The organism is Staphylococcus coagulans (genome assembly GCF_022557135.1).
Classification (GTDB): Bacteria; Bacillota; Bacilli; order Staphylococcales; family Staphylococcaceae; genus Staphylococcus; species Staphylococcus coagulans.
Genome location: NZ_CP092966.1, coordinates 1,220,071 through 1,245,202 on the forward strand (window position 1 = coordinate 1,220,071; position 25,132 = coordinate 1,245,202).

General features: G+C 35.7%; 20 protein-coding genes and 1 other RNA gene. 19 read left to right on the plus strand and 2 right to left on the minus strand.

What is annotated here, in order from left to right; translation table 11 throughout:
- Positions 1–5: 5 nt before the first annotated feature.
- From tgt to KM149_RS05805, 12 genes are all read left to right on the plus strand, one after another.
- Positions 6–1,145 carry a tRNA guanosine(34) transglycosylase Tgt gene (tgt, locus tag KM149_RS05750; RefSeq protein ID WP_214970006.1) on the plus strand — a complete coding sequence of 380 codons (1,140 nt, stop codon included), beginning with the start codon at positions 6–8 and terminating at the stop codon, positions 1,143–1,145.
- A gap of 16 nt (positions 1,146–1,161) precedes the next feature.
- Complete coding sequence (yajC, locus tag KM149_RS05755) at positions 1,162–1,425, plus strand: preprotein translocase subunit YajC (protein WP_016425270.1); 264 nt, start codon at positions 1,162–1,164, stop codon at positions 1,423–1,425.
- Between the two features lie 138 nt (positions 1,426–1,563).
- Positions 1,564–3,843: a protein translocase subunit SecDF gene (secDF, locus tag KM149_RS05760; protein ID WP_050330736.1), complete on the plus strand. Its 2,280-nt coding sequence runs from the start codon at positions 1,564–1,566 to the stop codon at positions 3,841–3,843.
- Positions 3,844–3,951: 108 nt separating this feature from the next.
- Positions 3,952–6,234 (plus strand): single-stranded-DNA-specific exonuclease RecJ, encoded by a 2,283-nt coding sequence (gene recJ, locus KM149_RS05765; RefSeq protein WP_214970003.1) that lies wholly within the window; start codon positions 3,952–3,954, stop codon positions 6,232–6,234.
- A 13-nt stretch (positions 6,235–6,247) separates the two neighbouring features.
- Entirely contained in the window at positions 6,248–6,766 is a 519-nt protein-coding gene (locus tag KM149_RS05770; protein WP_050330737.1) for an adenine phosphoribosyltransferase, read from the plus strand.
- 324 nt (positions 6,767–7,090) lie between these two features.
- On the plus strand, positions 7,091–9,280 hold the full coding sequence (locus KM149_RS05775; protein WP_050330738.1) for a RelA/SpoT family protein: 2,190 nt from the start codon (positions 7,091–7,093) through the stop codon (positions 9,278–9,280).
- 12 nt (positions 9,281–9,292) lie between these two features.
- Entirely contained in the window at positions 9,293–9,745 is a 453-nt protein-coding gene (gene dtd / locus KM149_RS05780; RefSeq protein WP_050330739.1) for a D-aminoacyl-tRNA deacylase, read from the plus strand.
- The gene (locus tag KM149_RS05785; protein ID WP_165545552.1) at positions 9,742–10,617 is read left to right on the plus strand and encodes an N-acetylmuramoyl-L-alanine amidase family protein; all 876 of its coding nucleotides are present in this window, start codon (positions 9,742–9,744) and stop codon (positions 10,615–10,617) included. Before dtd ends, KM149_RS05785 begins: the two co-directional genes overlap by 4 nt.
- A 356-nt stretch (positions 10,618–10,973) precedes the next feature.
- On the plus strand, positions 10,974–12,245 hold the full coding sequence (hisS, locus tag KM149_RS05790) for a histidine--tRNA ligase (RefSeq protein WP_214970000.1): 1,272 nt from the start codon (positions 10,974–10,976) through the stop codon (positions 12,243–12,245).
- Complete coding sequence (aspS, locus tag KM149_RS05795) at positions 12,245–14,014, plus strand: aspartate--tRNA ligase (protein WP_214969997.1); 1,770 nt, start codon at positions 12,245–12,247, stop codon at positions 14,012–14,014. The genes hisS and aspS overlap by 1 nt, the downstream gene beginning before the upstream one ends.
- Positions 14,015–14,087: 73 nt before the next feature.
- Positions 14,088–14,279: non-coding RNA, 6S RNA (gene ssrS / locus KM149_RS05800), on the plus strand.
- Between the two features lie 80 nt (positions 14,280–14,359).
- Complete coding sequence (locus KM149_RS05805) at positions 14,360–15,127, plus strand: tRNA threonylcarbamoyladenosine dehydratase (protein WP_165545550.1); 768 nt, start codon at positions 14,360–14,362, stop codon at positions 15,125–15,127.
- Positions 15,128–15,415: 288 nt separating this feature from the next.
- Here the strand turns inward: KM149_RS05805 and KM149_RS05810 are convergent, their stop codons facing one another.
- The gene (locus KM149_RS05810) at positions 15,416–16,696 is read right to left on the minus strand and encodes a replication-associated recombination protein A (RefSeq protein WP_214969994.1); all 1,281 of its coding nucleotides are present in this window, start codon (positions 16,694–16,696) and stop codon (positions 15,416–15,418) included.
- Positions 16,697–16,806: 110 nt separating this feature from the next.
- Between KM149_RS05810 and cymR the strand changes: the two genes are divergently transcribed.
- The 3 genes from cymR to KM149_RS05825 all read left to right on the plus strand — a co-directional run bounded on the left by cymR (position 16,807) and on the right by KM149_RS05825 (position 18,359).
- Positions 16,807–17,226, plus strand: coding sequence for a cysteine metabolism transcriptional regulator CymR (gene cymR / locus KM149_RS05815; RefSeq protein ID WP_050330743.1), 420 nt, complete (start codon positions 16,807–16,809; stop codon positions 17,224–17,226).
- Between the two features lie 41 nt (positions 17,227–17,267).
- On the plus strand, positions 17,268–18,098 hold the full coding sequence (locus KM149_RS05820; RefSeq protein WP_060829811.1) for an aldo/keto reductase: 831 nt from the start codon (positions 17,268–17,270) through the stop codon (positions 18,096–18,098).
- A 66-nt stretch (positions 18,099–18,164) separates the two neighbouring features.
- Entirely contained in the window at positions 18,165–18,359 is a 195-nt protein-coding gene (locus KM149_RS05825; protein ID WP_016425257.1) for a CsbD family protein, read from the plus strand.
- 127 nt (positions 18,360–18,486) lie between these two features.
- Here KM149_RS05825 and KM149_RS05830 read toward each other — a convergent pair whose 3' ends face one another.
- Positions 18,487–19,497, minus strand: coding sequence for an LLM class flavin-dependent oxidoreductase (locus KM149_RS05830; protein ID WP_241415568.1), 1,011 nt, complete (start codon positions 19,495–19,497; stop codon positions 18,487–18,489).
- Positions 19,498–19,704: 207 nt separating this feature from the next.
- Between KM149_RS05830 and KM149_RS05835 the strand changes: the two genes are divergently transcribed.
- The 4 genes from KM149_RS05835 to recD2 are packed head-to-tail and all read left to right on the plus strand — an operon-like array spanning position 19,705 to position 25,044.
- Positions 19,705–20,853: a cysteine desulfurase family protein gene (locus tag KM149_RS05835; RefSeq protein WP_214969988.1), complete on the plus strand. Its 1,149-nt coding sequence runs from the start codon at positions 19,705–19,707 to the stop codon at positions 20,851–20,853.
- The gene (mnmA, locus tag KM149_RS05840; protein ID WP_165545546.1) at positions 20,850–21,962 is read left to right on the plus strand and encodes a tRNA 2-thiouridine(34) synthase MnmA; all 1,113 of its coding nucleotides are present in this window, start codon (positions 20,850–20,852) and stop codon (positions 21,960–21,962) included. Before KM149_RS05835 ends, mnmA begins: the two co-directional genes overlap by 4 nt.
- A gap of 14 nt (positions 21,963–21,976) precedes the next feature.
- Positions 21,977–22,648 (plus strand): tetratricopeptide repeat protein, encoded by a 672-nt coding sequence (locus KM149_RS05845; protein ID WP_214969984.1) that lies wholly within the window; start codon positions 21,977–21,979, stop codon positions 22,646–22,648.
- Positions 22,649–22,650: 2 nt separating this feature from the next.
- Positions 22,651–25,044 carry an SF1B family DNA helicase RecD2 gene (gene recD2, locus KM149_RS05850; RefSeq protein ID WP_103356381.1) on the plus strand — a complete coding sequence of 798 codons (2,394 nt, stop codon included), beginning with the start codon at positions 22,651–22,653 and terminating at the stop codon, positions 25,042–25,044.
- The last annotated feature ends 88 nt before the right edge of the window (positions 25,045–25,132 follow it).

Consider the following 25,132-nt stretch of genomic DNA (forward strand, 5'->3'; position numbering starts at 1 on the left):
ATACTATGCCTGCAGTAACTTATGAGCATATTAAAACTTGTAAACAATCTGGTGCAAGATTAGGTATTGTACACACACCGCACGGGTCGTTTGAAACACCTATGTTTATGCCGGTGGGTACAAAAGCTACAGTTAAAACGATGAGCCCAGAAGAATTAAAACAAATGAATACGAAAATTTTATTAGGAAATACCTATCATTTATGGTTACAACCTGGAAATGATATTGTTAAAAAAGCAGGGGGCTTACACCAATTTATGAATTGGGATGGTCCTATTTTAACGGATTCGGGTGGCTTCCAAGTTTTCAGTTTGAGTAATTTGAGAAAAATAACCGAAGAAGGTGTAGAATTTAGACATCATACGAATGGTTCAAAACTCTTTTTATCTCCAGAAGATTCTATAAAAATACAAAATGATTTAGGTTCGGACATTATTATGGCTTTCGATGAGTGTCCACCTATGCCAGCTGAGTATGATTATGTGAAAAATTCTATTGAAAGAACAACTAGATGGGCAGAACGATGCTTACAAGCACACCAACGTCCGAATGATCAAGCCTTATTTGGAATTATACAAGGAGGAGAATACAAAGATTTACGTCAACAATCAGCGGAAGAACTCGTTAAACTGGATTTTCCAGGATATGCGATAGGTGGTTTATCTGTTGGCGAGCCAAAACCTGTCATGTATGAGATGGTCGAATTTACTAAGCAATTTATGCCTAAAGATAAGCCACGTTATTTAATGGGCGTAGGTTCTCCTGATGCATTGATTGAATGTAGTATCCGTGGTATGGATATGTTTGATTGCGTATTACCGACACGTATTGCACGTAATGGAACATGTATGACTTCACATGGACGTGTTGTTGTAAAAAATGCGCAATATAAAGATGATTTTAGACCGTTAGATGAAAATTGTGATTGTTATACGTGTAAAAATTATTCACGCGCATACCTAAGACACCTCATCAAAGCGGATGAAACTTTTGGGATTCGTCTTACCACTTATCATAATTTGCATTTTCTGTTAAAATTAATGGAGAACATTAGACAAGCCATTCGAGAGGATCGTCTTTTAGATTTTAAAGAGGAATTTTTCGAACAATATGGCCTCAATGTTGATAATCCGAAAAATTTCTAGATAGGAGCTATGATTTATGTCTTCACTTATTAGTTTATTACCTTTAATATTACTATTTGTTGTCATGTGGTTCTTCATGATTCGTCCGCAACAAAAGCGTGCTAAAGAGCATCGCCAAATGGTTGACCAATTAGAAGCGGGACAACGTGTAACTACAATTGGTGGTATTAAAGGAACAGTTCGTGCAGTTGATGAAACAACAGCTGTCATTACAGTTAATGGTAAAGGTACTGAACTGACTTTTGAAAAACAAGCCATTAAACAAGTTGATCCTTCATAACGGATTGCATTGACCAGCTTAAATACAATTAAAGACATGGCTTATACCCATGTCTTTTTTAGTTCGTGTTAGAAATCACTTGCACTAATTTTGTAAAGTGAAGTATGCTTGAAACATAAGATAAAATGAGGTGTTTATGTGAAAAAAACAAGTAGATTGATCACCTTTGTTATTCTTGTTGTGCTATTATTCGCGGGAATGGCCACTACATATAAAAATGTGATCAAAGATGTCAACTTAGGGCTTGATTTACAAGGTGGATTCGAAGTTTTATATCAAGTCAACCCACTTGATAAAGGCGATAAAATTGATAATACCGCTGTACAATCCACAGCTAAAACTTTAGAACGTCGGGTTAACGTACTTGGAGTGTCTGAACCGAAAATACAAGTTGAAGATCAAAATCGTATACGTGTTCAACTTGCTGGGGTTAAGGACCAAAACCAAGCCCGTAAAATTTTATCATCACAAGCTAATTTAACAATACGTGATGCTGATGATAAAGTTTTATTAACTGGTAAAGATTTAGTTCAAGGTTCAGCTAAACAAGAGTTTAAACAAAATACGAACCAACCCGCAGTTACTTTTAAATTAAAAGACAGTGATAAATTTAAAAAAGTAACAGAAAAAATTTCTAAAAAACAAGAAAACGTAATGGTCGTATGGCTCGACTTTAAAAAAGGCGACAGCTATGCGAAAGAAAAAACTAAAGAAGATCCAAAATATATTTCAGCAGCTTCTGTTGACCAACCGATTAACTCACCTAACGTTGAAATTTCAGGTGGTTTCCAAGGTGAAAAAGGGATAACTGAAGCTAAACAAATTGCTGATCTTTTAAATTCTGGTTCATTACCGGTTGATTTAAAAGAAATCTATTCAACTTCAGTTGGTGCGCAATTTGGTCAAGATGCATTAGATAAGACGATGTTTGCATCAATTATTGGGATTAGCATCATTTTCTTATTCATGCTATTGTTCTACCGTTTGCCGGGTTTAATTGCTGTCATTACATTAACAACTTATATTTATTTAACAATGCTAGCATTTAATTTTATCTCAGGTGTCCTCACATTACCTGGTTTAGCTGCGTTGGTACTTGGTGTAGGTATGGCTGTTGATGCGAATATCATCATGTACGAAAGGATTAAAGACGAGCTGCGAATTGGTCGCACGTTAAAACAAGCTTATAAAAAAGCAAATAAAAGTTCATTTATCACTATTTTAGATGCCAACTTGACAACTGTACTTGCAGCTGCTGTTCTCTTCTTCTTTGGGGAAAGTTCAGTTAAAGGTTTCGCTACGATGTTATTATTGGCAATTTTAATGAGCTTTGTGACTGCGGTCTTCTTAACACGTATTCTTTTATCTTTAGTCGTACAATCCAATGTATTCAAGAAAAAACTTTGGTGGTTTGGTGTTAAAAACAATCAAATCCATAATATTAATGACGGATATGATGTATCGGATTTAAGTACACCTTACGATAAGATTGATTTTATGAAAATTGCAAAACCACTATTTGCATTTAGTGGTGTGGTCATTTTAGCAGGTATTATCATTTTATCTATTTTCAAATTGAACTTAGGTATTGATTTTACTTCTGGCACACGTGTTGATCTTCAAAGTGATCAACCACTCAATCAAAATCAAGTAGAGAAAAAATTAGAAGCGATTGATTTGAAACCAAACCAATTATCAATTGGTGGAAATAAAAATGAAAATGCTTCGATGCAGTATAAACATGACTTGTCAAAAGATGAAATTGCTAAAGTATCTAAAACATTAAAAGATGCCTATGGCAAAGAGCCATCTGTGAATACCGTATCACCTGTAATAGGTCAAGAATTGGCTAAAAATGCAATGCTAGCAGTGATTATTGCATCCATCGGTATGATTATTTACATTTCTTTACGTTTTGAATGGCGTATGGGGATCGCATCGATTATTTCCTTATTACATGATGCTTTTATGATTATCGCTGTCTTTAGCTTGTTTAGACTCGAGGTTGATATAACGTTTATCGCAGCAGTACTGACAATCATCGGTTATTCTATAAACGATACGATTGTAACATTTGACCGTGTTCGTGAAATGTTGAAAAAAGTAAAAGTAATCACGAAAGAAGAGCAAATAGATTATATTGTGAATAGTTCTATACGTCAAACGTTAACACGTTCAATCAACACCGTTTTAACTGTAGTTATCGTCGTTGTTGCAATGTTGATATTAGGTGCATCAAGCATATTTAACTTCTCATTAGCATTATTGATTGGTTTAGTATCAGGTGTATACTCATCTATTGTTATTGCGGTACCGCTTTGGGGCATGTTGAAAAAACGTGAATTACGTAAATCAAGCCATCACAAACTTGTTGTTTATAAACGTAAACGTACTAACGAAGAAAAAGTATTAGTATAATAGAAATAAACTTGGACGTCTTATTGATTAACATCAATGATGTCCAAGTTCTTTTTATTTTCTCTAATTTTCGTTATAATACGTTTTGAGAAAGAGGCGGTAATGATTATGATACAATCGAATTTTCAATGGCAAACGCGTCAAGTCGATAGCTTGATTGATGACGCTTTAGTCGATAAATATAAATTAACACCGATGATGAAATTAATACTAGAAAGCAAAGGGTACACCGATGGATTAGAACTTGATCGCGTATTAGCACCGAGTCATATGATTCATGACCCTCAAGCGTTAAGTGATATGGATAAAGCCATATCACGAATACATAAAGCAATTCAAAATGGTGAAAAGATACTTGTTTATGGAGACTATGATGCGGACGGTGTAACTTCGACGACCATTATGGTTAAAACTTTGCAACAACTTGGCGCCACAGTAGGGTGGTATATCCCTAACCGATTTACAGAAGGATATGGTCCGAGTGAAATGGCCTTTAGAAATGCCTATGATGAAGGGGTTACGTTAATTATTACAGTTGATAATGGTATACAAGGTCATCATGAAATTGAGCTTGTTCAAAATTTAGGCGTGGATGTGATTGTTACAGACCATCATGAAATGGGGGAAACGCTGCCTCCCGCTTTTGCAATTATCCATCCGATGCACCCTGATTTCAATTATCCATTTAAATATTTATGTGGTGCAGGTGTGGCGTTTAAGTTAGCAGATATGCTTTTAGAAGAATTGCCACATTCATTTTGGGTTTTAGCAATGATTGGAACGATTGCTGATTTAGTTTCTTTGACTGATGAAAATCGGATGATTGTTCAAAAAGGATTGACTTATATCAACGAAGAGACACCTGTGGCGATTCGTGCTTTATTAGATCAGGCACAATACCGAGATGATATTAATGAAGAAACAATTGGTTTTATCATTGCGCCACGATTAAATGCGGTAGGCCGTTTAGACGACGCGGGTTTAGCTGCTGAATTATTAATGTCAGATGATCTAGAAGAGTCGCTATTTCTAGCAGAGCAAGTGGAGCATTTCAATGTAGAACGCAAAGAGATTGTCCAGCAAATCGTTGAGGAAGCGATGGAGATGGCTCAAGAAGCCGTTAATGAGGGTCAAAAATTTTTAGTTTTAGCTAAAGAAAATTGGCACGAAGGCGTATTAGGAATTGTTGCTTCAAGAATTGTTGAAACATTTCATCTGCCTACTATGATTTTGAATATTGATGAAGCCCAGCAACATGCAAAAGGTTCATCTCGAAGTATTTCGCAAGTCTCTATGTTTGAAGCTCTATCTTCGGAATCTACATTAATTACAAAATTTGGTGGTCATCATATGGCTGCAGGATTAACAATGCCCATAGAAAATGTAGATCCGCTGAGAAACGCGTTAAATGCATGGATGACGGAGCGTTTTAATGACGATGATCTTCAACCAGTCAAAATGGCTGATGTTGTTTTAGATATCGAACATGTTACGATTGAACAAATCCGCTCTTTAGAACGGTTACGCCCTTTTGGCATGGATTTTAACAGACCCGTATTTCAAATTGATGGCTTGACCATCCAACAAGCGAAAGCGATTGGTCAAAATCAGAATCATCTTAAAGTTACTTTTAACGAACAGAATTTACAAGGCCTGTTTTGGAATCATGGTGAATTAAACCAAGAATTAATGGAAGACCAAGAAATAGATATCATTGGTGAACTTCAAATTAATGAATGGAATGGGAATCGTACGCCTCAATTTGTAATGACTGATATAAGAAGTAATGATCGACAAATTTTAGATTATCGCAGCAAAAATAAGCGGTTACCCCAATTTGAGGGTAAAGATCAAGTGTGTTTTCTCATACATCCCAATAAAGATAAATCTAGTCATCATGAATTCTATTATGGTGAGGTCATTCCAGAAGGTTATGATAAATGTGTAATGAGAGACTTACCACTCACTATGGAAGACATTAAGCTTTCATGTCGTTACATTAAAGCATCTCAAATATATCTTGTCTTTGATCATCGGCATTCTATTTATTTTGAAGGTTTACCGAAAGACGATACGTTTAAAAAATGTTACAAAGCACTTTTTCAAAAGGGTAAAACAAATCTAGAAACTGAAGGAATGGCGCTGAGTCAATATTTGCAAATTAAACCCACTATGCTGAAATTTATTTTAAAAGTTTTCTTAGACTTACAAATTATTTCACAAAAAGATGGTATAATTGAGATTGCGCATTCTCGTGAAAAGCAGTCTATTTCAGCTAGTCGCATTTATCAAGCAAGGGTACAGCGAATTGAAGTTGAAAAACAGCTCTTATATGAAGAATTTGATGCCATTAAGTCTTGGTTTGTTAATGAATTAGCAGGGATTGAATGAGGAGAGGATTTAAGTGGATTTAAAAAAATATGTATCTGAAGTCAAAGATTGGCCTAAAGAAGGCGTTAATTTTAAAGATATTACAACAATCATGGACAACGGTGAAGCATATGGCTATGCGACAGATCAAATCGTTAAATATGCAAAAGAGAAAAATGTCGATATTGTCGTAGGACCAGAAGCACGTGGTTTTATCATTGGATGTCCTGTTGCATATGCAATGGGAATCGGTTTTGCACCTGTACGTAAAGAAGGTAAGCTTCCACGTGAAGTCATCCGTTATGAATACGACCTAGAATACGGAAGCAATGTACTGACAATGCACGCGGATGCAATTAAACCAGGACAAAGAGTATTAATTACTGATGATTTGCTTGCTACAGGTGGGACAATCGAAGCGGCTATTCATCTTGTTGAGAAACAAGGTGGTATTGTTGCAGGTATTGCATTTATTATTGAACTTGCTTATTTAAATGGTATAGAAAAAATTAAAGATTACGACGTGATGCGTTTAATCACGTATAATGAATAGTTAATAGCATCAAAAGTTTCTCGCATGCAATTGATTGTATGTTGGAACCAAGTGAGATTAAGAAATCTTCGTTTACTATAGATTTCAGTCTCACTTTTTTTATTATTTTAAATGTTACTTTAAAGTTGATGATACCATTTTTGTTGCTTCAATATTTTAAATAAACTGAATAAACATTTTAAAATGTAATCAAGTATTGAAAAACTAAAATTATTGACACTTTTATTATTATTTTGTAATAAAATTATGCGTTGTGATACGGTTCAATTATTTTTAATCATGTAGTATGATAGAATTATTATTTATAACGTGGGGGTGACCAAAATGAATAACGAATATCCATATAGTGTAGATGAGGTGTTGCATAAAGCAAAAACATATTTAGACAATGAACAATATGAATATGTATTAAAAAGTTATCACATTGCTTACCAAGCACACGAAGGACAATTTCGTAAAAACGGTTTACCATATATAATGCACCCTATTCAAGTGGCAGGTATATTAACTGAAATGCATCTCGATGGACCAACGATAGTTGCAGGTTTTTTACATGATGTGATTGAAGATACGCCGTATACTTTTGATGATGTTGAAGAAATGTTCAATGTGGAAATTGCGACAATTGTCGATGGGGTTACGAAATTAAAAAAGGTAAAATATCGTTCGAAAGAAGAGCAACAAGCTGAAAATCATCGTAAATTATTTATTGCAATTGCTAAGGATGTACGTGTCATTTTAGTAAAATTAGCTGACCGATTACATAATATGAGGACTTTGCGCGCGATGCCTCGTGAGAAACAAATTCGAATTTCAAAAGAAACATTGGAAATTTATGCACCGCTTGCCCATCGTTTAGGGATCAATACAATTAAGTGGGAATTAGAGGATATTGCATTAAGATATATTGATAATGTTCAATATTTCAGAATTGTTAATCTCATGAAAAAGAAACGAAGTGAACGTGAAGCTTATATTGAAAACGCAATTCAAAATATACGTAAAGAAATGGATATTATGGAAATTAGTGGTGAAATCAATGGTCGACCCAAACATATCTACAGTATTTATCGTAAAATGATGAAGCAAAAGAAACAGTTCGATCAGATTTTTGATTTGCTTGCTGTACGTGTTATCGTTAACTCTATAAAAGACTGTTACGCTGTTTTAGGACTCGTCCACACCCTTTGGAAACCGATGCCAGGTCGTTTTAAAGATTATATTGCGATGCCAAAACAAAATATGTATCAGTCATTGCATACTACTGTCGTTGGTCCGAATGGTGACCCATTAGAAATCCAAATTCGTACTTTTGAAATGCATGAAATTGCAGAGCATGGGGTTGCAGCGCATTGGGCTTATAAAGAAGGAAAACAAGTTGATAAAGATAGTGAAACGTATAATAAAAAGCTAAATTGGCTAAAAGATATTGCAGAAACTGACCATACTTCTTCTGATGCACAAGAATTTATTGAGTCACTTAAATTTGATTTGCAAAGCGATAAAGTTTACGCTTTTACACCGGCGAGTGATGTGATTGAGTTACCGTACGGCGCGGTACCGATTGATTTTGCATATGCAATTCACAGTGAAGTCGGTAATAAAATGATAGGTGCAAAAGTAAACGGTAAAATTGTTCCGATTGACTACGTTTTACAAACCGGTGATATCGTTGAAATTAGAACGAGTAAGCATTCATATGGCCCAAGTCGTGATTGGTTAAAAATTGTACGTTCATCAAGTGCTAAGAGTAAAATTAAAAGTTTCTTTAAAAAACAAGATCGCTCTTCAAATATTGAAAAAGGTAAGTTTATGGTTGAAGCTGAACTTAAAGAGCAAGGCTTTAAACCTGACGAACTGTTAACTGAACGCAATTTAAAAATTGTAAATGATAAGTATAATTTTGCGAATGAAGATGATTTATATGCCGCAGTTGGCTTTGGTGGTGTAACATCAGCTCAAATCGTCAACAAACTTACTGAAAGAATTCGCATTGAAAACAAGCAAAAAGCGTTGAATCAAGCACAACAAGTGACGAAATCAGCACCTATTAAAGATCATATTACGACAGATTCAGGTGTATATGTTGAAGGTTTAGATAATGTTTTAATAAAGTTATCAAAATGTTGCAATCCGATACCGGGTGATAAAATATTAGGCTATATTACAAAAGGTCACGGTATTAAGGTGCACCGGACGGATTGTCCAAATATTCAAAACGAAAAAGAGCGTTTAATTGATGTGGAATGGGTCAAATCTAAAAATGCAGCTCAGAAATACCAAGTGGATTTAGAAGTCACTGCTTACGACAGAAATGGCTTATTAAATGAGGTTTTACAAGCAGTGAATAGCACCTCTAGTCAATTAATTAAAGTTGCAGGTAAATCTGATATTGATAAAAATGCTGTCATTAATTTGAGTATTATGGTAAAAAATGTACATGAAGTGTATAAAGTTGCTGATAAAATCAAACAACTCGGCGATATCTATACAGTAACACGAGTTTGGAATTAGGAGTGCTTAATTATGAGAATCGTTGTACAACGTGTGCAATCTGCTAGTGTGAAAAACAGCCAAATAGCGCGTTCTATAGATCGAGGATTATGCTTACTCGTAGGCATTGGTGAAAATGATACAAAAGCGGATGCAGATGCACTCGCTAAGAAGATTGCTAATTCTCGCATTTTTGAGGATGAAAATGGCAAATTAAACTTAAATGTCCAACAAATCGAAGGGCATATTTTGTCAATCTCACAATTTACCTTGTATGCTGATGTGCGAAAAGGTAATCGACCAGGATTTAGTAAAGCAATGTCTCCTGACGAAGCCAATGCATTATATTTATATTTTAATGAGCAATTACGCACTTATCATTTAGCAGTTGAAACAGGTCAATTTGGAACAGATATGATTGTAGATATTCAAAATGATGGACCCGTGACGATAATCTATGAAAGTATTGATGGCAAAATCCTATGAAAAAAGTAGATCAATGGTTAAAGAAAAAGAGAATCAAACCACATAGATTTTATTTAGCGTTACTCATCTTGGCTGTTTTCATTGCAATCGTTATTTCTTTTATCTTAATTAGAGAGAGTCATACGAGCCAAATTCATGTTGTGGAAGATGCAGAAATTAGAACGGGTCCTAATGCTGCATTTCCAGTGATATATAAAGTTAAAGAAGGCGACAGTTTTGTCAAAATAGGACAAAGTGGCAAGTGGATTGAAGTTCGCTCACCAGACGGCAATGAAAAAGGTTGGATTGCTGGTTGGCATACTAATCTAGACATTAAAGAAGACGAAAACCCTTATGCTCATCCATTAAAGAACAAAGTTATCGTTCTTGATCCAGGGCACGGAGGTGGAGATCAAGGCGCTGCTAGTCAAACGGGTAAGAAAACTTTAGAAAAAAATATGACTCTAAAAACAGGTTTAGAATTAAAAGAACTGCTTGAAAAAGAAGGGGCAAAAGTCAAATTAACGCGCACTAAGGATGAGTACGTTAAATTAAAAGATAGAAATTTGAAAGGCGATGTATTTATCAGTATTCATAATGATGCCCTTGACTCACCTAATGCGAATGGCGCAACTGTTTATTGGTTCCACGAACAGCAACAAGCACTTGCGGAAACCTTAAATGCAAGTATTCAAAAGAAAGCGATATTATCTGATCGTGGTCCAAGGCAAGAAAACTATCAAGTACTACGTCAAACAGAAATGCCTGCTGTTTTACTCGAGCTTGGCTATATTAGTAATCCAACTGACGAAGTGTTGATTAGAGATGTAAATCATAGAAAGATAGTTGAAACTGCCATCGTTGATGGATTAAAAAATTATTTTTTAAGTTAACATCTTGAAACTCAACACAAAAACAGTTATGATAATGAATGAATTTTATATTTATCACCGTTAGTATTCTTGAAGTGACTTTTAGATTCCTGAAGAAATCCAGAGAGTTTATCCTAGGCTGAAAGATAAACCTTCAAGTTAAGTTTTTGAACACAAGAAGAGGTACTTTATGAAAATAAAGTCGTACAGCCAACGTTACTGGCTATAGAGTGAAGTACAATCGTGACAGTTGATTGTGCTTAATTAGGGTGGCAACACGGCTTAAAGTACGTCCCTTGTATGCAAAAGTCATACAAGGGGCTTTTTTTATTCAAAATTTGATGACTGGTGCAATCAATGATAAAGGAGAGATGAAGATGATTCACATTCCGCGTGGAACGCAAGATATATTACCTCAAGATACTTCAAAATGGCAGTATATTGAATCAAAATTAGATGAATTAATGAAACTGTATAATTATCAAGAAATTAGAACACCTATTTTTGAAAGTACAGATTTATTTGCACGTGGCGTTGGTGATTCAACTGACGTTGTGCAAAAAGAAATGTACACATTTAAAGATAAAGGGGATCGTAGTATTACATTACGACCAGAGGGAACAGCTGCTGTAGTAAGAAGTTATATCGAAAACAAAATGCAAGGCAACCCTAATCAACCTGTTAAATTGTATTATAATGGGCCGATGTTTCGTTATGAAAGAAAACAAAAAGGACGCTATCGCCAATTTAACCAATTTGGCGTTGAAGTGATTGGTGCTGAAAATCCAAGTATTGATGCTGAAGTTTTAGCATTAGTCATGCATATTTACCAATCATTTGGTTTGAAAAAACTTAAACTTGTCATTAATAGTGTTGGTGATGCAGAATCACGTAAAGAATATCAAGAAGCACTTCGCGAACACTTTAGACCTGTCATCCATAATTATTGTCAAGATTGCCAAAATAGAATTGAGACCAATCCAATGCGTATTTTAGATTGTAAAGTCGATCGCAATCAACCAGAGATGAAAACAGCACCTTCGATCATTGATTATTTAAATGATTATTCAAAATCGTATTTTGAAGAAGTGAAAGCACACTTGGATCGTTTAGGTATCCCGTATGAAGTGGATCCAACGCTTGTTCGTGGATTAGATTATTATACGCACACAGCGTTTGAATTGATGATGGATAACGAAGCGTATGATGGCGCAATTACTACGCTTTGTGGTGGTGGCCGTTACAATGGCTTGTTAGAGTTATTGGATGGACCTAAAGAAACAGGTATTGGGTTTGCATTAAGTATTGAACGTTTACTATTAGCTTTAGAAGAAGAAGGAATCGAACTTCCAGAAGAGAACCAAATTGACTTATTTATTGCAACTATGGGAGAAAAAGCTGATCGATATGCTGTAACATTACTTAATCGTTTGAGATATGATGGTATTTCAGCTGATAAAGATTATTTGTCACGTAAATTAAAAGGACAAATGAAACAAGCTGACCGTCTTAACGCAACCTATACGATCGTAATAGGGGATCAAGAACTAGAAAATGGCGAAGTTGCAGTGAAATATATGGCAACCGGGGAGTCAAAAACAATGAAATTTGAAGAAATTGAAAGCTATATTAATGGAGGCAGAAAGTAATGAACAAACGAACGACGTACTGTGGTTTAGTCACAGAAGCATATTTAGGACAAGAGATTACATTAAAAGGTTGGGTCCACAACCGTAGAGATTTAGGGGGGCTTATCTTTGTAGATGTTCGCGATAGAGAAGGCTATGTACAAGTCGTATTTAATCCTGATTTCTCTGAAGAAGCATTAAAAGTTGCTGAACGTATTCGCTCAGAATATGTTGTTGAAATAACGGGTACAGTAACGAAAAGAAATCCAGAAACGGTTAACCCTAAACTTAAAACGGGGCAAATAGAAGTACAAGCAAAATCCATTGAAATTATTAATCAATCCGAGACACCGCCATTTTCTATCAATGAAGATAACATCAATGTAGATGAAAATATTCGACTTAAATATCGCTACTTAGATTTACGACGTGAAAAGTTAGCTCAAACATTTAAAATGCGTCATCAAATTACAAAATCAATTCGTACATTTCTAGATGATCAAGGTTTTTATGATGTGGAAACGCCTGTTTTAACAAAGTCTACACCTGAAGGGGCACGTGACTACCTCGTCCCATCCCGTGTACACGAGGGTGAATTTTATGCACTTCCTCAATCACCACAGTTGTTTAAACAATTGCTTATGATTAGTGGATTCGATAAATATTATCAAATTGTTAAATGTTTCCGAGATGAAGACTTACGTGCTGACCGTCAGCCTGAATTTACACAAATAGATATTGAAATGAGTTTCGTTGAACAAGAAGATGTCATTCAATTAGGCGAAGCAATGGCTAAAAAAGTTGTATCTGATGTTAAACAGGTTACTTTGACAGATGCATTTCCGCGTATGACTTATGCTGAAGCAATGGAAAGATACGGTACAGATAAACCAGATACACGATTCGGTATGGAATTGATTGACGTTTCAGAGTTAGGTGAAGTCATGGACTTTAAAGTGTTTAAAGGTGCTGTTGAAAGTGGGGGTCAAGTGAAAGCCATCATCGTTGAAAATGGTGCTAAAGATTACACAAGAAAAGACATCGATGGTTTAACTGAATTTGTCAATATTTATGGCGCTAAAGGATTAGCATGGGTTAAAGTTGTAGAAGATGGCTTGAGTGGACCTATTGCACGATTTTTCGCAGCTGAGCATGTTGAGAAATTACAATCGCTCACAAATGCTAAAGATGGAGACCTTGTGTTATTTGTTGCTGATACAAAAGAGGTCGTTGCACAAAGTTTAGGCGCTTTACGAAATAAGTTAGGAAAGGAAAGAGGTCTGAGTGATCCTGAAAAATTGAATTTCTTATGGGTTACTGACTGGCCATTACTTGAATATGATGAAGAAGCACGTCGTTATGTAGCGGCGCACCATCCATTTACTTCACCAAAAGTAGAAGATATCGAATTGTTAGAATCAGCACCTGAAAAAGCGCAAGCGCAAGCTTATGACCTCGTTTTAAATGGTTATGAATTAGGTGGCGGTTCTATACGTATTCATAATGGAGAATTACAACAAAAAATGTTTAAAGCGCTTGGCTTTTCTGATGAAGCTGCGCAAGAGCAATTCGGATTTTTATTAGATGCATTTAAATATGGCGCACCTCCACATGGGGGCATCGCATTAGGATTGGACCGTTTTGTGATGCTATTGACAGGTCGTACAAATTTACGTGATACGATCGCCTTCCCTAAAACTGCATCGGCTACAGATTTATTAACAGATGCGCCGAGTCCTGTTTCTAACCGACAATTAGATGACCTGTCTTTGCGTATTAAAAACATTTAAAATATCATTTCACAGGGTGATAAACTTATTATTTGCTAAATCACTGATTTGTGATATGATGAATTCATAAGATAGTCGTCTGCAATGTTCGTAAGTTCGCTTTTTGTATTTTGACCTAACACTCTTTGATCAGGGAGCCCAATGGGTTTTCTTGCAGCGCACACGCCTCTCAAGGAGGACTTGCAAAACAAGAAACAGGGCACCCACCTGTATATAGCAGGCCAAAATGATCAAGCATTTTCAACTACGGCATGACGGATTCTATCGGTACGCAAGACACTTTGTCTTGCGTATTTTTTATGCTTTCACATATAAATGTATAACTTAGCTATGAAGGAGATTAATATGAAACATCAATTTTCTCGTAATGAACTTGCAATCGGCCAAGAAGGATTGGACAAGTTGAAACAATCGACAGTAGCTGTATTAGGTGTTGGTGGTGTAGGCTCTTTTGCAGCAGAGGCATTGGCACGTACGAACATTGGTCACATTATTTTAATTGATAAAGATGATGTTGATATTACAAATGTGAATCGTCAAATACATGCACTGACAACAACAATTGGAAAAAGTAAAGTTGCTTTGATGGAAGAGCGCATTAAACTGATCAATCCTGACTGTAAAGTCACACCACTACATATGTTCTATACTGAAGAAACGTATGAACAATTATTTAATGACTATGATATTGATTATATTGTTGATGCAAGTGATACGATTATTTATAAAGTTCATCTTATGGAACAATGTCTTAAGAGAGGTATTAAAATTATCTCAAGCATGGGTGCTGCCAATAAAACAGATCCTACACAATTTGAAATTGCTGATATTTCAAAAACACATACAGATCCAATCGCTCGAGTAATAAGAAATAAATTAAAACAAAAAGGCATTAAACAGGGCATCCCAGTAGTTTTCTCAGGTGAAAGTCCTATCGTGATTCGTGAAGATGTCAAAGCAGTGGTAGGCGATGCTCAAGGCAAAAATAGAAAAGCACAAATGCCACCATCTTCTAATGCATATGTACCAAGTGTCGTCGGTTTAATATGTGCAAGTTATGTTTGTAACGATATACTTAAATCTATTCCATTACAACGTATTAAAGATCGTTAAGTATAGAAATTGCACACTGAAGAAGTTAATTATATCAATTTTTTAAGTGTCATAGATAGTGATTGATGACGAGACGACTGAGGGAATAGGACGAATCGAAGTTTACTGGCTGAGGCTATCTTCTCGGAAATAGAAGTCAGACTATACAAAGTTTTATCATAATAAAGAAGCGCTAAGATGAATTATTAATAGAAAATCATCTTAGCGCTATTTATTTAGGGATTAATATCCTAGGTGCTTTACAAATATAGTTTATGAATTAATAGTGACTAATAACACGTGAGCATTTTACTTTTGATGAAGTTGATTCTGTTGCTTTTTAATATTGTCATAAATTTGTTTGAAATGGTGTTCTGTTTTAGAAGTGTCTTTTGGCTCGTAGTATTCCCGTTTTGCTAATGAATCAGGCAAGTATTGTTGGGCGACAAAACCATTAGAGAAATCATGAGGATATTGATAACCTATCGCGCGCCCAAGAGATTTCGCGCCTTCATAGTGACCGTCTCTTAAATAATCAGGAATTTGTCCAACATGACCTTTACGGATATCACTAAGTGCAGCATCAATAGATTTAATAGCAGAATTAGATTTTGGTGATAGGCAAAGTTCGATAACCGCTTGACTCAATGGAATTCTTGCTTCGGGAAAGCCAAGTCGTTCAGCTGCTTCGATGGCTGCGAGTGTGCGTTGTCCTGCACCAGGAGATGCTAAACCTATATCTTCATAACTAATCACTAGTAAACGTCTAGCAATCGTTGGTAAATCTCCAGCTTGAATTAAACGTGCTAAATAATGTAATGCCGCATTGACATCACTTCCACGTATCGACTTTTGAAAGGCACTCATCACGTCATAATGCATATCACCATCCTTATCACTCAGAAAAGCCCCACGTTGGAGACAATCTTCAGCATCTTGAATTGTGATATGTGGAGGTTTCTCACTAGAACTTAGTACGGCAAGCTCTAAAGCATTTAAAGCGCTACGTACATCACCTTGGCTCTGAGTAGCAAAATATTCAAAAGCATCGTCATCCACCTCAGGCTTATAGCTAAGTAATCCTCTCTCCTCATCTTCTAGCGCATGTGTCAACGCTACTTTGATATCGTCTTTATCAAGAGGATATAATTCAAAAATTTGTGCACGTGAGCGAATCGCAGGATTAATTGCGTGGTAGGGATTAGAAGTTGTTGCGCCTATTAATACAATTTTTCCATTTTCTAAGTGCGGTAATAAAAAATCTTGCTTCGCTTTATCCAATCTATGGATTTCATCCAATAACAAAATGACTTGTCCGGACATTTTTGCTTCTTCAACGATCATTTGCATATCTTTTTTAGTATTAGTCACAGCATTCAGTTGTCTAAATTTAAATGCGGTACTTCCCGCAATAGCTTGAGCAATACTCGTTTTTCCTATGCCAGGAGGACCATAAAAAATCATAGAAGACAGTCTTTTTGCATTCACCATGCGTCGAATAATCCCTTTATCGCCAACGAGATGCTTTTGTCCTATCACTTCATCTATATTTCTAGGTCTCATTCTCGAAGCTAACGGTTCGGTTAACATCTTTATCCCTCCGTTAAGATTTGTTTTGTACTCTGATTGCATTGGTATTATAATAATATAAATAATGATAAAATCAAACTAAATCGGATTATATAAGGTGAGGTAAAAATATGAAAATATCGACTAAAGGAAGATATGGTTTAACATTAATGATTGCCTTAGCAAAACGACAAGGGACTGGGTGTGTGTCGCTTAAAACAATTGCTGAAGAAAATCATTTGAGTGATTTATATTTAGAACAACTTGTAGGCCCTTTGCGTAATGCAGGCTTAATTAGAAGCGTTAGAGGTGCAAAAGGGGGCTATGAGTTAAAAATGCCCGCAAATGAAATTACAGCGGGGGATATCATTCGTTTATTAGAAGGGCCACTGACTATTGTTGAACGAATGGAATCAGAACCACCTGCCCAGCAACAACTGTGGTTACGAATGAGAAATGCTGTTAAAGAGGTCCTTGATCAAACAACGTTACAATCATTAGCAGATGATAAAGATAGAGACGAACTCGAAGGCTATATGTTCTATATTTAAAATACGATTTAATCGACGTTATTCTAAGGAGGCTACAAATTATGGAACAGTTTCAATTAAGAGACGGTAATTATATTGATCAATTGGGCTTTGGGACATATAAATTGAATGGCACTCAAGGTGCACATGCGATAACTGAAGCACTCAAGTTAGGATATCGTGTATTAGACACAGCATATAACTATGAAAATGAGGGTGCCGTTGGTAAAGCAATACAAAATAGTCAAGTAGGTAGAGATCAAATTTATGTGACTTCGAAATTACCAGGCCGTTATCAAAAAGAGGCAGATGTTTATGAAACCATTCAAGAGTCACTTTATCGTCTTCATTTAGATTACATTGATTTGTATTTAATTCATTGGCCAAACCCAAAGCAAGGCTTATTCGTTGAGGCTTGGAATGCAATGATTGCAGCACAAAAAGCAGGTTTAATACGTCAAATTGGTGTGTGTAATTTCTTGCCGGAGCATATAGAACAGCTTGAAAAAGAAACAGGTGTAATGCCTGTCGTCAACCAAATTGAGTTACATCCTTACTTTAACCAAAAAGAGATGATTCAATTTCATCAGCAAAAAGGGATTTTGACTCAAGCTTGGAGTCCTTTAGGCCGGGATAACGGCGTTATGGAAGAAACGATTTTACGACAACTAGCCGAAAAATATGATAAAACACCAGCGCAAATTATTTTAAAATGGCATATTCAAAATGGTGTAATGCCAATACCAAAAGCGACATCATCTCAACGTCAGAAAGAAAACTTAAATGTGTTTAATTTCTATATTACAGATGAAGACATCCAATTAATTAATCAATTAACTAAAAAAGATGGAAGACGAAAAGGACAACATCCAGCTGTTTACGAAGAATTTTAATGACGATGTTTAAATTCCATGATTTGTGGAATAAATAGAGTAGTTATTAATAAAGGAGGCCTTTAAATGTCAAATAGTGAAAATAAATTTGAACAAGCAAAAGGTAACGTTAAAGAAACAGTAGGAAATGTAACAGATAATAAGTCGCTTGAAAATGAAGGTAAAGGTGACAAAGCTTCAGGTAAAGCTAAAGAAGCCATAGATAACGTTAAAGAAAAAGCTAAAGACGCTTTAAACAAGTTTACTGGCGACGATAAATAAGAATCTAATTAAACATTTTCATATAAATAAGCTTCCAAGGGAAACCTCGGAAGCTTATTTTTTGTGAAATATTAGATAGACGTTTCTATTCAATATCTAGAAAAATGATACAAATTGCAGTTGAATCTTATTGTTGATTTCTTTCATCCATTACTTCTTTAAAATACTGATATGAACGGTGTTGTAGTTTTGTATCATAAATATAACTAACTGCCATAATCTCATCAATTTCTCCATACTGTTCAATAAAGGCATCTAATTGCTGATTAACTGAAGCTTTATCTCCAATAATGGAATCTTGTAAACGTGCTTTTGCAAGAGCGACTTCACGAGGTGATAAAACATCACCCAAATCATCTATTGGTGGTTGCATTTTACGCATACGTCCATTTAAAATGCTTGCAAAAACTTGTGCTTGTGTTGTAGCTAAATATTGTGATTCTTCAAAAGTATCGGCAACTATGACATTTAAAGCAACAATAATGTAAGGTTCTTTTAAATAGGCTGAAGGTTGGAAGAGTTCTTTGTATATTGCAAGAGCTTCTTTCATTTGTTGTGGTGCAAAATGCCCAGCGAAAACATAAGGTAACCCTTCTCGAGCAGCTACATGTGCTGAATCGGTAGATGATCCTAAAATATACAGCGGCACATTTTTATTAACAGCGGGAATCGCTTTAACGTATCCTTGATTGGAATCGGGTCCAAAATATTTCAATAATTGTTGAACTTCTTCAGGAAATTTATACACACCATCATGTTGATCTCTTCTTAAGGCACTAGCTGTTGCCATATCCGTTCCTGGTGCTCGTCCTAAACCAAGATCGACACGGTCTCCATATATCGTTTTTAGTGTTCCAAATTGTTCGGCAACAATTAATGGTGCATGATTAGGCAACATAATACCACCTGAACCGATTCTCATGTGCGTTGTTTGGCTTAATGCATGCTGAATAAGTATCGCGGTTGCTGAACTGACTAAATTTGGAGCATTGTGATGTTCTGCAATCCACAAACGTTCATATTCTTGTTGCTCAAGATGCTTAGCAAGATCGACCATTTGCTCAATTGCATCTATATCAGATCTGCCTTCACGTATAGGAACAAGATTTAAGGCAGAGTATTTCATTTGTTTTGTCATATCCAAAACACTCCTTTTCAGAATAGAGTATAACATTTTCTAAATAGTGAACTCATGAAAACTGCTTAATGCTATCGTTGAACTCTCTTGTTTTAAAGATTACAATGAAGATAAAACAACGTGAAATCAGTAAAACGACGTACTAGAATTTTTATATCGCAAATGCTAAAATAGGAACATTGATTATGAGAAAGGATTGACGTGATTATGGGCGTATATGCAGATTATGCTGCAACAACACCTGTTAAACCAGAAGTTGTTGATAAAATGATGACCGTCTACCAAACGCATTTTGGTAACCCTTCATCTATTCATTCAAAAGGACGTGATGCGAGAAGCTTGCTTGATGTATCTCGACGTACAGTAGCAAACTATTTGAATGCACAACCCAATGAAGTTGTATTTACGAGTGGTGCAACTGAATCCAATAACACAATCATCAAAGGAATCGCATACGCAAATCAATATAAGGGTAAACATCTGATTACAACAAAAATCGAGCATCATTCTGTGTTGAACGTTTTTGAGTACTTAGAACAACAAGGATTTGAAGTTACTTATTTAGATGTAACGCCTGAGGGCCTAGTTGATATCGAGCAATTGCATAAAAGTTTGCGAGAGGACACGACGCTTGTGTCGATTATGTTTGTTAATAATGAAGTTGGCACAGTTCAACACGTATATGATATTCAGCAAGTGCTGGCGCCTTATCAAGCGTATTTTCATATGGATGCTGTACAAGCTGTAGGGCATTTGCCGATTGATGTAGAAGATTTAAAGGTAGACGCGCTCAGTATGACTGCACATAAATTTGGGGGACCCAAAGGCGTCGGTGTACTTTATATTAAAAATGGGACACGTGTTACTTTTTCTCAATTAGGCGGAGAGCAAGAAACAAAAAGGAGAGCTGGAACTGAAAACTTAGCACAAATCGTTGGGTTAGCAGAAGCGCTCAAAATTGCGGAATCATCACGTGATGATAACAATGTACATCTAGCACAATTACGTGAGCATTTACTTGTTGCGCTTCAAGATCGTGCTATCCCTTTTGAATACAATGGCTCTATGATTGACAGTACAAATCATATTATTAACTTATACTTTCCGTTTATAGATGTAGAAACGTTGCTTACTTTGCTAGATCTTGCTGGCGTTTATGTATCATCTGGTTCGGCATGTACCGCAGGATCTACTATACCCTCACATGTGCTGTTAGCAATGTTTGGGGAAAATAGTCCAAGAGTGAATCAATCCGTTCGCATTAGTATCAACGAACAATTGACTGCTAAAGATATGCAATTGATTGCAACTGAAATTCAAAAAATCTATTTAAAATTTAAGGAGGAAAATACGTGACAAATCAAAATACACGTGTAGTAGTGGGGATGTCAGGCGGCGTAGATAGTTCTGTGACAGCCCATTTACTCAAAGAGCAAGGTTACGATGTAATCGGTATTTTTATGAAAAACTGGGATGATACTGATGAGAATGGCGTATGTACTGCCACTGAAGATTATAATGATGTGATTGCTGTATGTAATCAAATTGGTATTCCTTATTATGCTGTCAATTTTGAAAAAGAATATTGGGACAAGGTGTTCACTTATTTCTTAGATGAATATAAAAAAGGTCGCACACCTAATCCTGATGTCATGTGTAATAAAGAAATCAAATTCAAAGCATTTTTAGAGCATGCATTAAAGCTAGGTGCTGATTATGTGGCAACAGGACACTATGCGCGCGTTAGAAGAAATGATGACGGTTCAGTAGAAATGCTTAGAGGTGTAGATAATAATAAAGACCAAACTTATTTCTTAAATCAATTGACAAATCACCAATTAGAAAAAGTCATGTTCCCAATTGGTGATATCGATAAGAAAAAAGTGAGAGAAATTGCTTTAGAACAAGATTTGGCAACTGCTAAGAAAAAAGACTCTACAGGCATTTGCTTCATTGGTGAACGTAATTTTAAAACGTTCTTATCTCAATATTTACCGGCACAACCTGGTGAAATGCAAACTTTAACAGGCGAGAAAAAAGGGCAACACACGGGTTTAATGTACTATACAATTGGTCAAAGACACGGACTTGGTATTGGCGGAGACGGTGAGCCTTGGTTTGTAGTAGGTAAAAACTTAGAACAAAATATTTTATATGTTGAACAAGGATTCCACCATGATGCTTTATATAGCGATTATTTAATTGCTTCAGATGTATCCTTTGTAAATCAAGTTGATCTGTCAGTTCCACTTAAGTGTACAGCAAAATTTAGATACCGACAACAAGACATTGGCGTGACCGTTACAGCGCACTCAGAAGATGCTATCAAAGTCACATTTGACACTCCTGTTCGTGCCATCACACCTGGCCAAGCCGTTGTTCTCTATGATGGGGAAGTTTGCTTAGGTGGTGCAACGATTGACGATGTATACAAAAATGAAAGACAGCTTGATTACGTTGTATAAGAAAAGGTGAAATTATGGATCAAGAAAAAATTCATCAATTAATAAAAGAAGGCAAATATGAAGACGCGTTACAAGCGAGCTTTGATAATATTGAAGCGCATCCAGAAGAAGTAGAAAACTATATCAATTCAGGGATACTACTTGCTGAAGCGGGTGAAGTCGAAAAAGCAGAACGGTTTTTCCAGAAGGCCATTACGATTAATCCGAATCATGGTGTGATTTATTATAATCTAGCTAATGTATATTTTAATGAAGCGCGATATCAAGAAGCCATTAAATTATATCAACAAGCCATGTCGAATGAATTAAATAATAAAGACACCAATTATATGCTTGGTCGTTCTTTTATTGGATTAGATGCGAAAAAACAAGCATTACCATATTTAATGCGTGCTGCTGAATTAGATACTGAATTTGAAGATATAGAGGTACAATTTCAATTTGCATTATTAATGTGTGAGTTAGAAATGTTTGAGCAAGCTGTGCCAGTTCTGAATCAAATTTTAGAAAAAGACAATCGTCATGCAGATGCGCAATATAATCTTACGTTAGCATTATTTATGCTAAATGGTAATGTTGAAGCGGCAATTCAAGGTTTTGAACGTGCAATTACAATGGATGAAAATCATTTGTTAAGTCATCATGCAATTAAAACGTTTCGTTCTATACAAGATAAGGAGGACTAATGATGGATAATCCAACACTGTTTGATCAAACCTATGTAAAAGGAACAGTTGAAATGATATTGTTCCAAAATAACGAAAACTACTATACAGTGCTGAAAGTCGATGTACAAGAATCAAATGGCGACTTCGATGACATGGTCACAGTCGTTGGATATTTTCCTAATATGGTCGAAGATGAAACGTATCTGTTTAAAGGAAGCGTTGTCCAACATCCAAAGTATGGTAAACAGTTAAAAGCCGAAACTTTCCAGAAAGAAATTCCCCAAACTAAAGATGCAGTAATTGCATATTTATCAAGCGACTTATTCAAAGGTATTGGTAAAAAAACAGCAGAACTGATTGTCGAAACAATTGGAGAAAATGCGATTAATGAAATATTGAAAGATAATCAAGTCATTGAAAAGGTGCCAAAACTTTCTAAAAAGAAGCAAGAACAAATTGTGCAGCAAATTATCTCCAATCAAGAAAGTGAACAAGTGATGATACGCCTCAATGAATTAGGATTTGGTTCAAAATTAGCGATGGATATTTATAAATTTTATCAACATGAAACGCTCAATGTACTAGATCAAAATCCCTATCAATTGGTTTACGATATTAAGGGGGTTGGTTTTCAAAAAGCGGACCAACTTGCACAACAATTAGGTATTCATCCGAATCATCCTGATCGTCTAAAAGCAGGACTATTATTCTTGGTTGAAGAAACTTGTATTAAACAAGGCCATACGTACTTACCACAAGAGGCACTTATCAATGAGACCATACAACTTCTTTCTAAAAATGAGGGTGAAGACGTTCGTTATGAAGCCATTGAAGACATCATGGCGCAATTGACCGAAGAAAAAAAGTTAATAGAAGTTGATCACATGATTGCCATACCAAGTCTGTATTATTCTGAAATTAAAAGTACACAAAATTTATTCAGAGTTTATAGTCATAATGAAGCACTGACGCAATTTGAACGTTCGGATATTCAACTGCATATTGGTGAAATAGAAGAGATGAATGAAGTCCATTACGCTGCCTCTCAAAAAGAAGCGTTAGAATGCGCAATCAATCATAAAGTTATGTTATTAACAGGCGGTCCAGGAACAGGAAAAACAACGGTTATTAAAGGTATTGTTCAACTTTATTCAGAGATTCATGGTGTGTCCCTTGATTATGATGATTACCATAATAACGACTATCCTATTGTTTTAGCAGCGCCAACAGGTCGTGCGTCGAAACGATTACATGAATCAACGGGCTTAGAAGCCATGACGATACATCGTTTAATAGGATGGAATCAAGAAACGAAGCCTGATGATATTTTGGATAATGAAATTAATGCCAAACTGATTATTATAGATGAGATGTCTATGGTGGATACTTGGTTATTCCATCAATTTATGGCTGCCGTGCCGTTAGACGCACAAATCATTTTTGTTGGTGATGAAGACCAGTTACCATCCGTTGGTCCGGGGCAAATTTTTAAAGACCTCATCGATTCAAATGTGCTACCTAGAATTAACTTAACTGAAGTATACCGACAACAAGAGGGATCGAGTATTATAGAACTTGCCCACAAAATGAAACTAGGTGAGCCTGTTGATATTACACAGCGTTTCCATGACCGTTCTTTTATACCCTGTAGCACCGAACAGATACCTGATGTCGTTGAAAAGGTTGTAAATAATGCAGTCCAAAAAGGATATACGATGGCTGATATTCAAGTTTTAGCACCTATGTATAGAGGGAATGCTGGTATTAAAAGATTAAATCAAATATTACAATCTATTCTTAATCCAGTTCAAGATAAGTCTAAAAGAGAAATTGAATTTGGTGATGTGATTTATCGTAAAGGCGATAAAGTATTACAACTTATCAATAGACCGAATGACAATATTTTTAATGGTGATATTGGTATTATTGTCGGCATATTTTGGGCGAAAGAAAATGCCCTTAACAAAGATGTCGTTGTAGTAGATTATGATGGTAATGAAATCACATATATGAAATCTGATTTAACGGAACTCACACATGCTTATTGTACCTCTATTCATAAAGCACAAGGTTCAGAATTTCCAATTGTGCTTATGCCGATTGTCAAGCAGTATTATCGAATGCTTCAAAAGCCGATTCTTTATACGGGGCTGACACGCGCTAAACAATCTCTTGTGTTTTTAGGCGATTCAGAAGCCTTCAATATGGGGCTAGCTACAGAGGGTAAGGCACGTTTAACACAATTATATTCGTTTTTAACACAATATTTTAACAATGAAACCGATGAAAATAATCAAGGCGATCAAGATGACTTACCAATAGAATTAACCGAAGCAACCATGTTTAAAATCAATCCTATGATTAATATGGGCGAAGTCACACCATACGATTTTCTTGAAATTGACAAAGCTTAATTCTTTTTTATATAATCATATTAAGTTCACATGCATAGCCGAGTAGGTGTTAATTGATTTTTAAAGAGACGTACTGTTGCTGGAAAAG

What these genes read in the sequence shown, in the direction of transcription:
- hisS (WP_214970000.1), top strand. Translation starts at nt 10,974, where the DNA reads ATGATTCACATTCCGCGTGGAACGCAAGATATATTACCTCAAGATACT.
- recD2 (WP_103356381.1), top strand. Translation starts at nt 22,651, where the DNA reads ATGGATAATCCAACACTGTTTGATCAAACCTATGTAAAAGGAACAGTT.
- KM149_RS05820 (WP_060829811.1), top strand. Translation starts at nt 17,268, where the DNA reads ATGGAACAGTTTCAATTAAGAGACGGTAATTATATTGATCAATTGGGC.
- KM149_RS05845 (WP_214969984.1), top strand. Translation starts at nt 21,977, where the DNA reads ATGGATCAAGAAAAAATTCATCAATTAATAAAAGAAGGCAAATATGAA.
- tgt (WP_214970006.1), top strand. Translation starts at nt 6, where the DNA reads ATGCCTGCAGTAACTTATGAGCATATTAAAACTTGTAAACAATCTGGT.
- KM149_RS05775 (WP_050330738.1), top strand. Translation starts at nt 7,091, where the DNA reads ATGAATAACGAATATCCATATAGTGTAGATGAGGTGTTGCATAAAGCA.
- KM149_RS05810 (WP_214969994.1), bottom strand. Translation starts at nt 16,696, where the DNA reads ATGTTAACCGAACCGTTAGCTTCGAGAATGAGACCTAGAAATATAGAT.
- KM149_RS05825 (WP_016425257.1), top strand. Translation starts at nt 18,165, where the DNA reads ATGTCAAATAGTGAAAATAAATTTGAACAAGCAAAAGGTAACGTTAAA.
- KM149_RS05785 (WP_165545552.1), top strand. Translation starts at nt 9,742, where the DNA reads ATGAAAAAAGTAGATCAATGGTTAAAGAAAAAGAGAATCAAACCACAT.
- yajC (WP_016425270.1), top strand. Translation starts at nt 1,162, where the DNA reads ATGTCTTCACTTATTAGTTTATTACCTTTAATATTACTATTTGTTGTC.
- cymR (WP_050330743.1), top strand. Translation starts at nt 16,807, where the DNA reads ATGAAAATATCGACTAAAGGAAGATATGGTTTAACATTAATGATTGCC.
- KM149_RS05835 (WP_214969988.1), top strand. Translation starts at nt 19,705, where the DNA reads ATGGGCGTATATGCAGATTATGCTGCAACAACACCTGTTAAACCAGAA.
- KM149_RS05830 (WP_241415568.1), bottom strand. Translation starts at nt 19,497, where the DNA reads ATGACAAAACAAATGAAATACTCTGCCTTAAATCTTGTTCCTATACGT.
- recJ (WP_214970003.1), top strand. Translation starts at nt 3,952, where the DNA reads ATGATACAATCGAATTTTCAATGGCAAACGCGTCAAGTCGATAGCTTG.
- dtd (WP_050330739.1), top strand. Translation starts at nt 9,293, where the DNA reads ATGAGAATCGTTGTACAACGTGTGCAATCTGCTAGTGTGAAAAACAGC.
- aspS (WP_214969997.1), top strand. Translation starts at nt 12,245, where the DNA reads ATGAACAAACGAACGACGTACTGTGGTTTAGTCACAGAAGCATATTTA.
- KM149_RS05805 (WP_165545550.1), top strand. Translation starts at nt 14,360, where the DNA reads ATGAAACATCAATTTTCTCGTAATGAACTTGCAATCGGCCAAGAAGGA.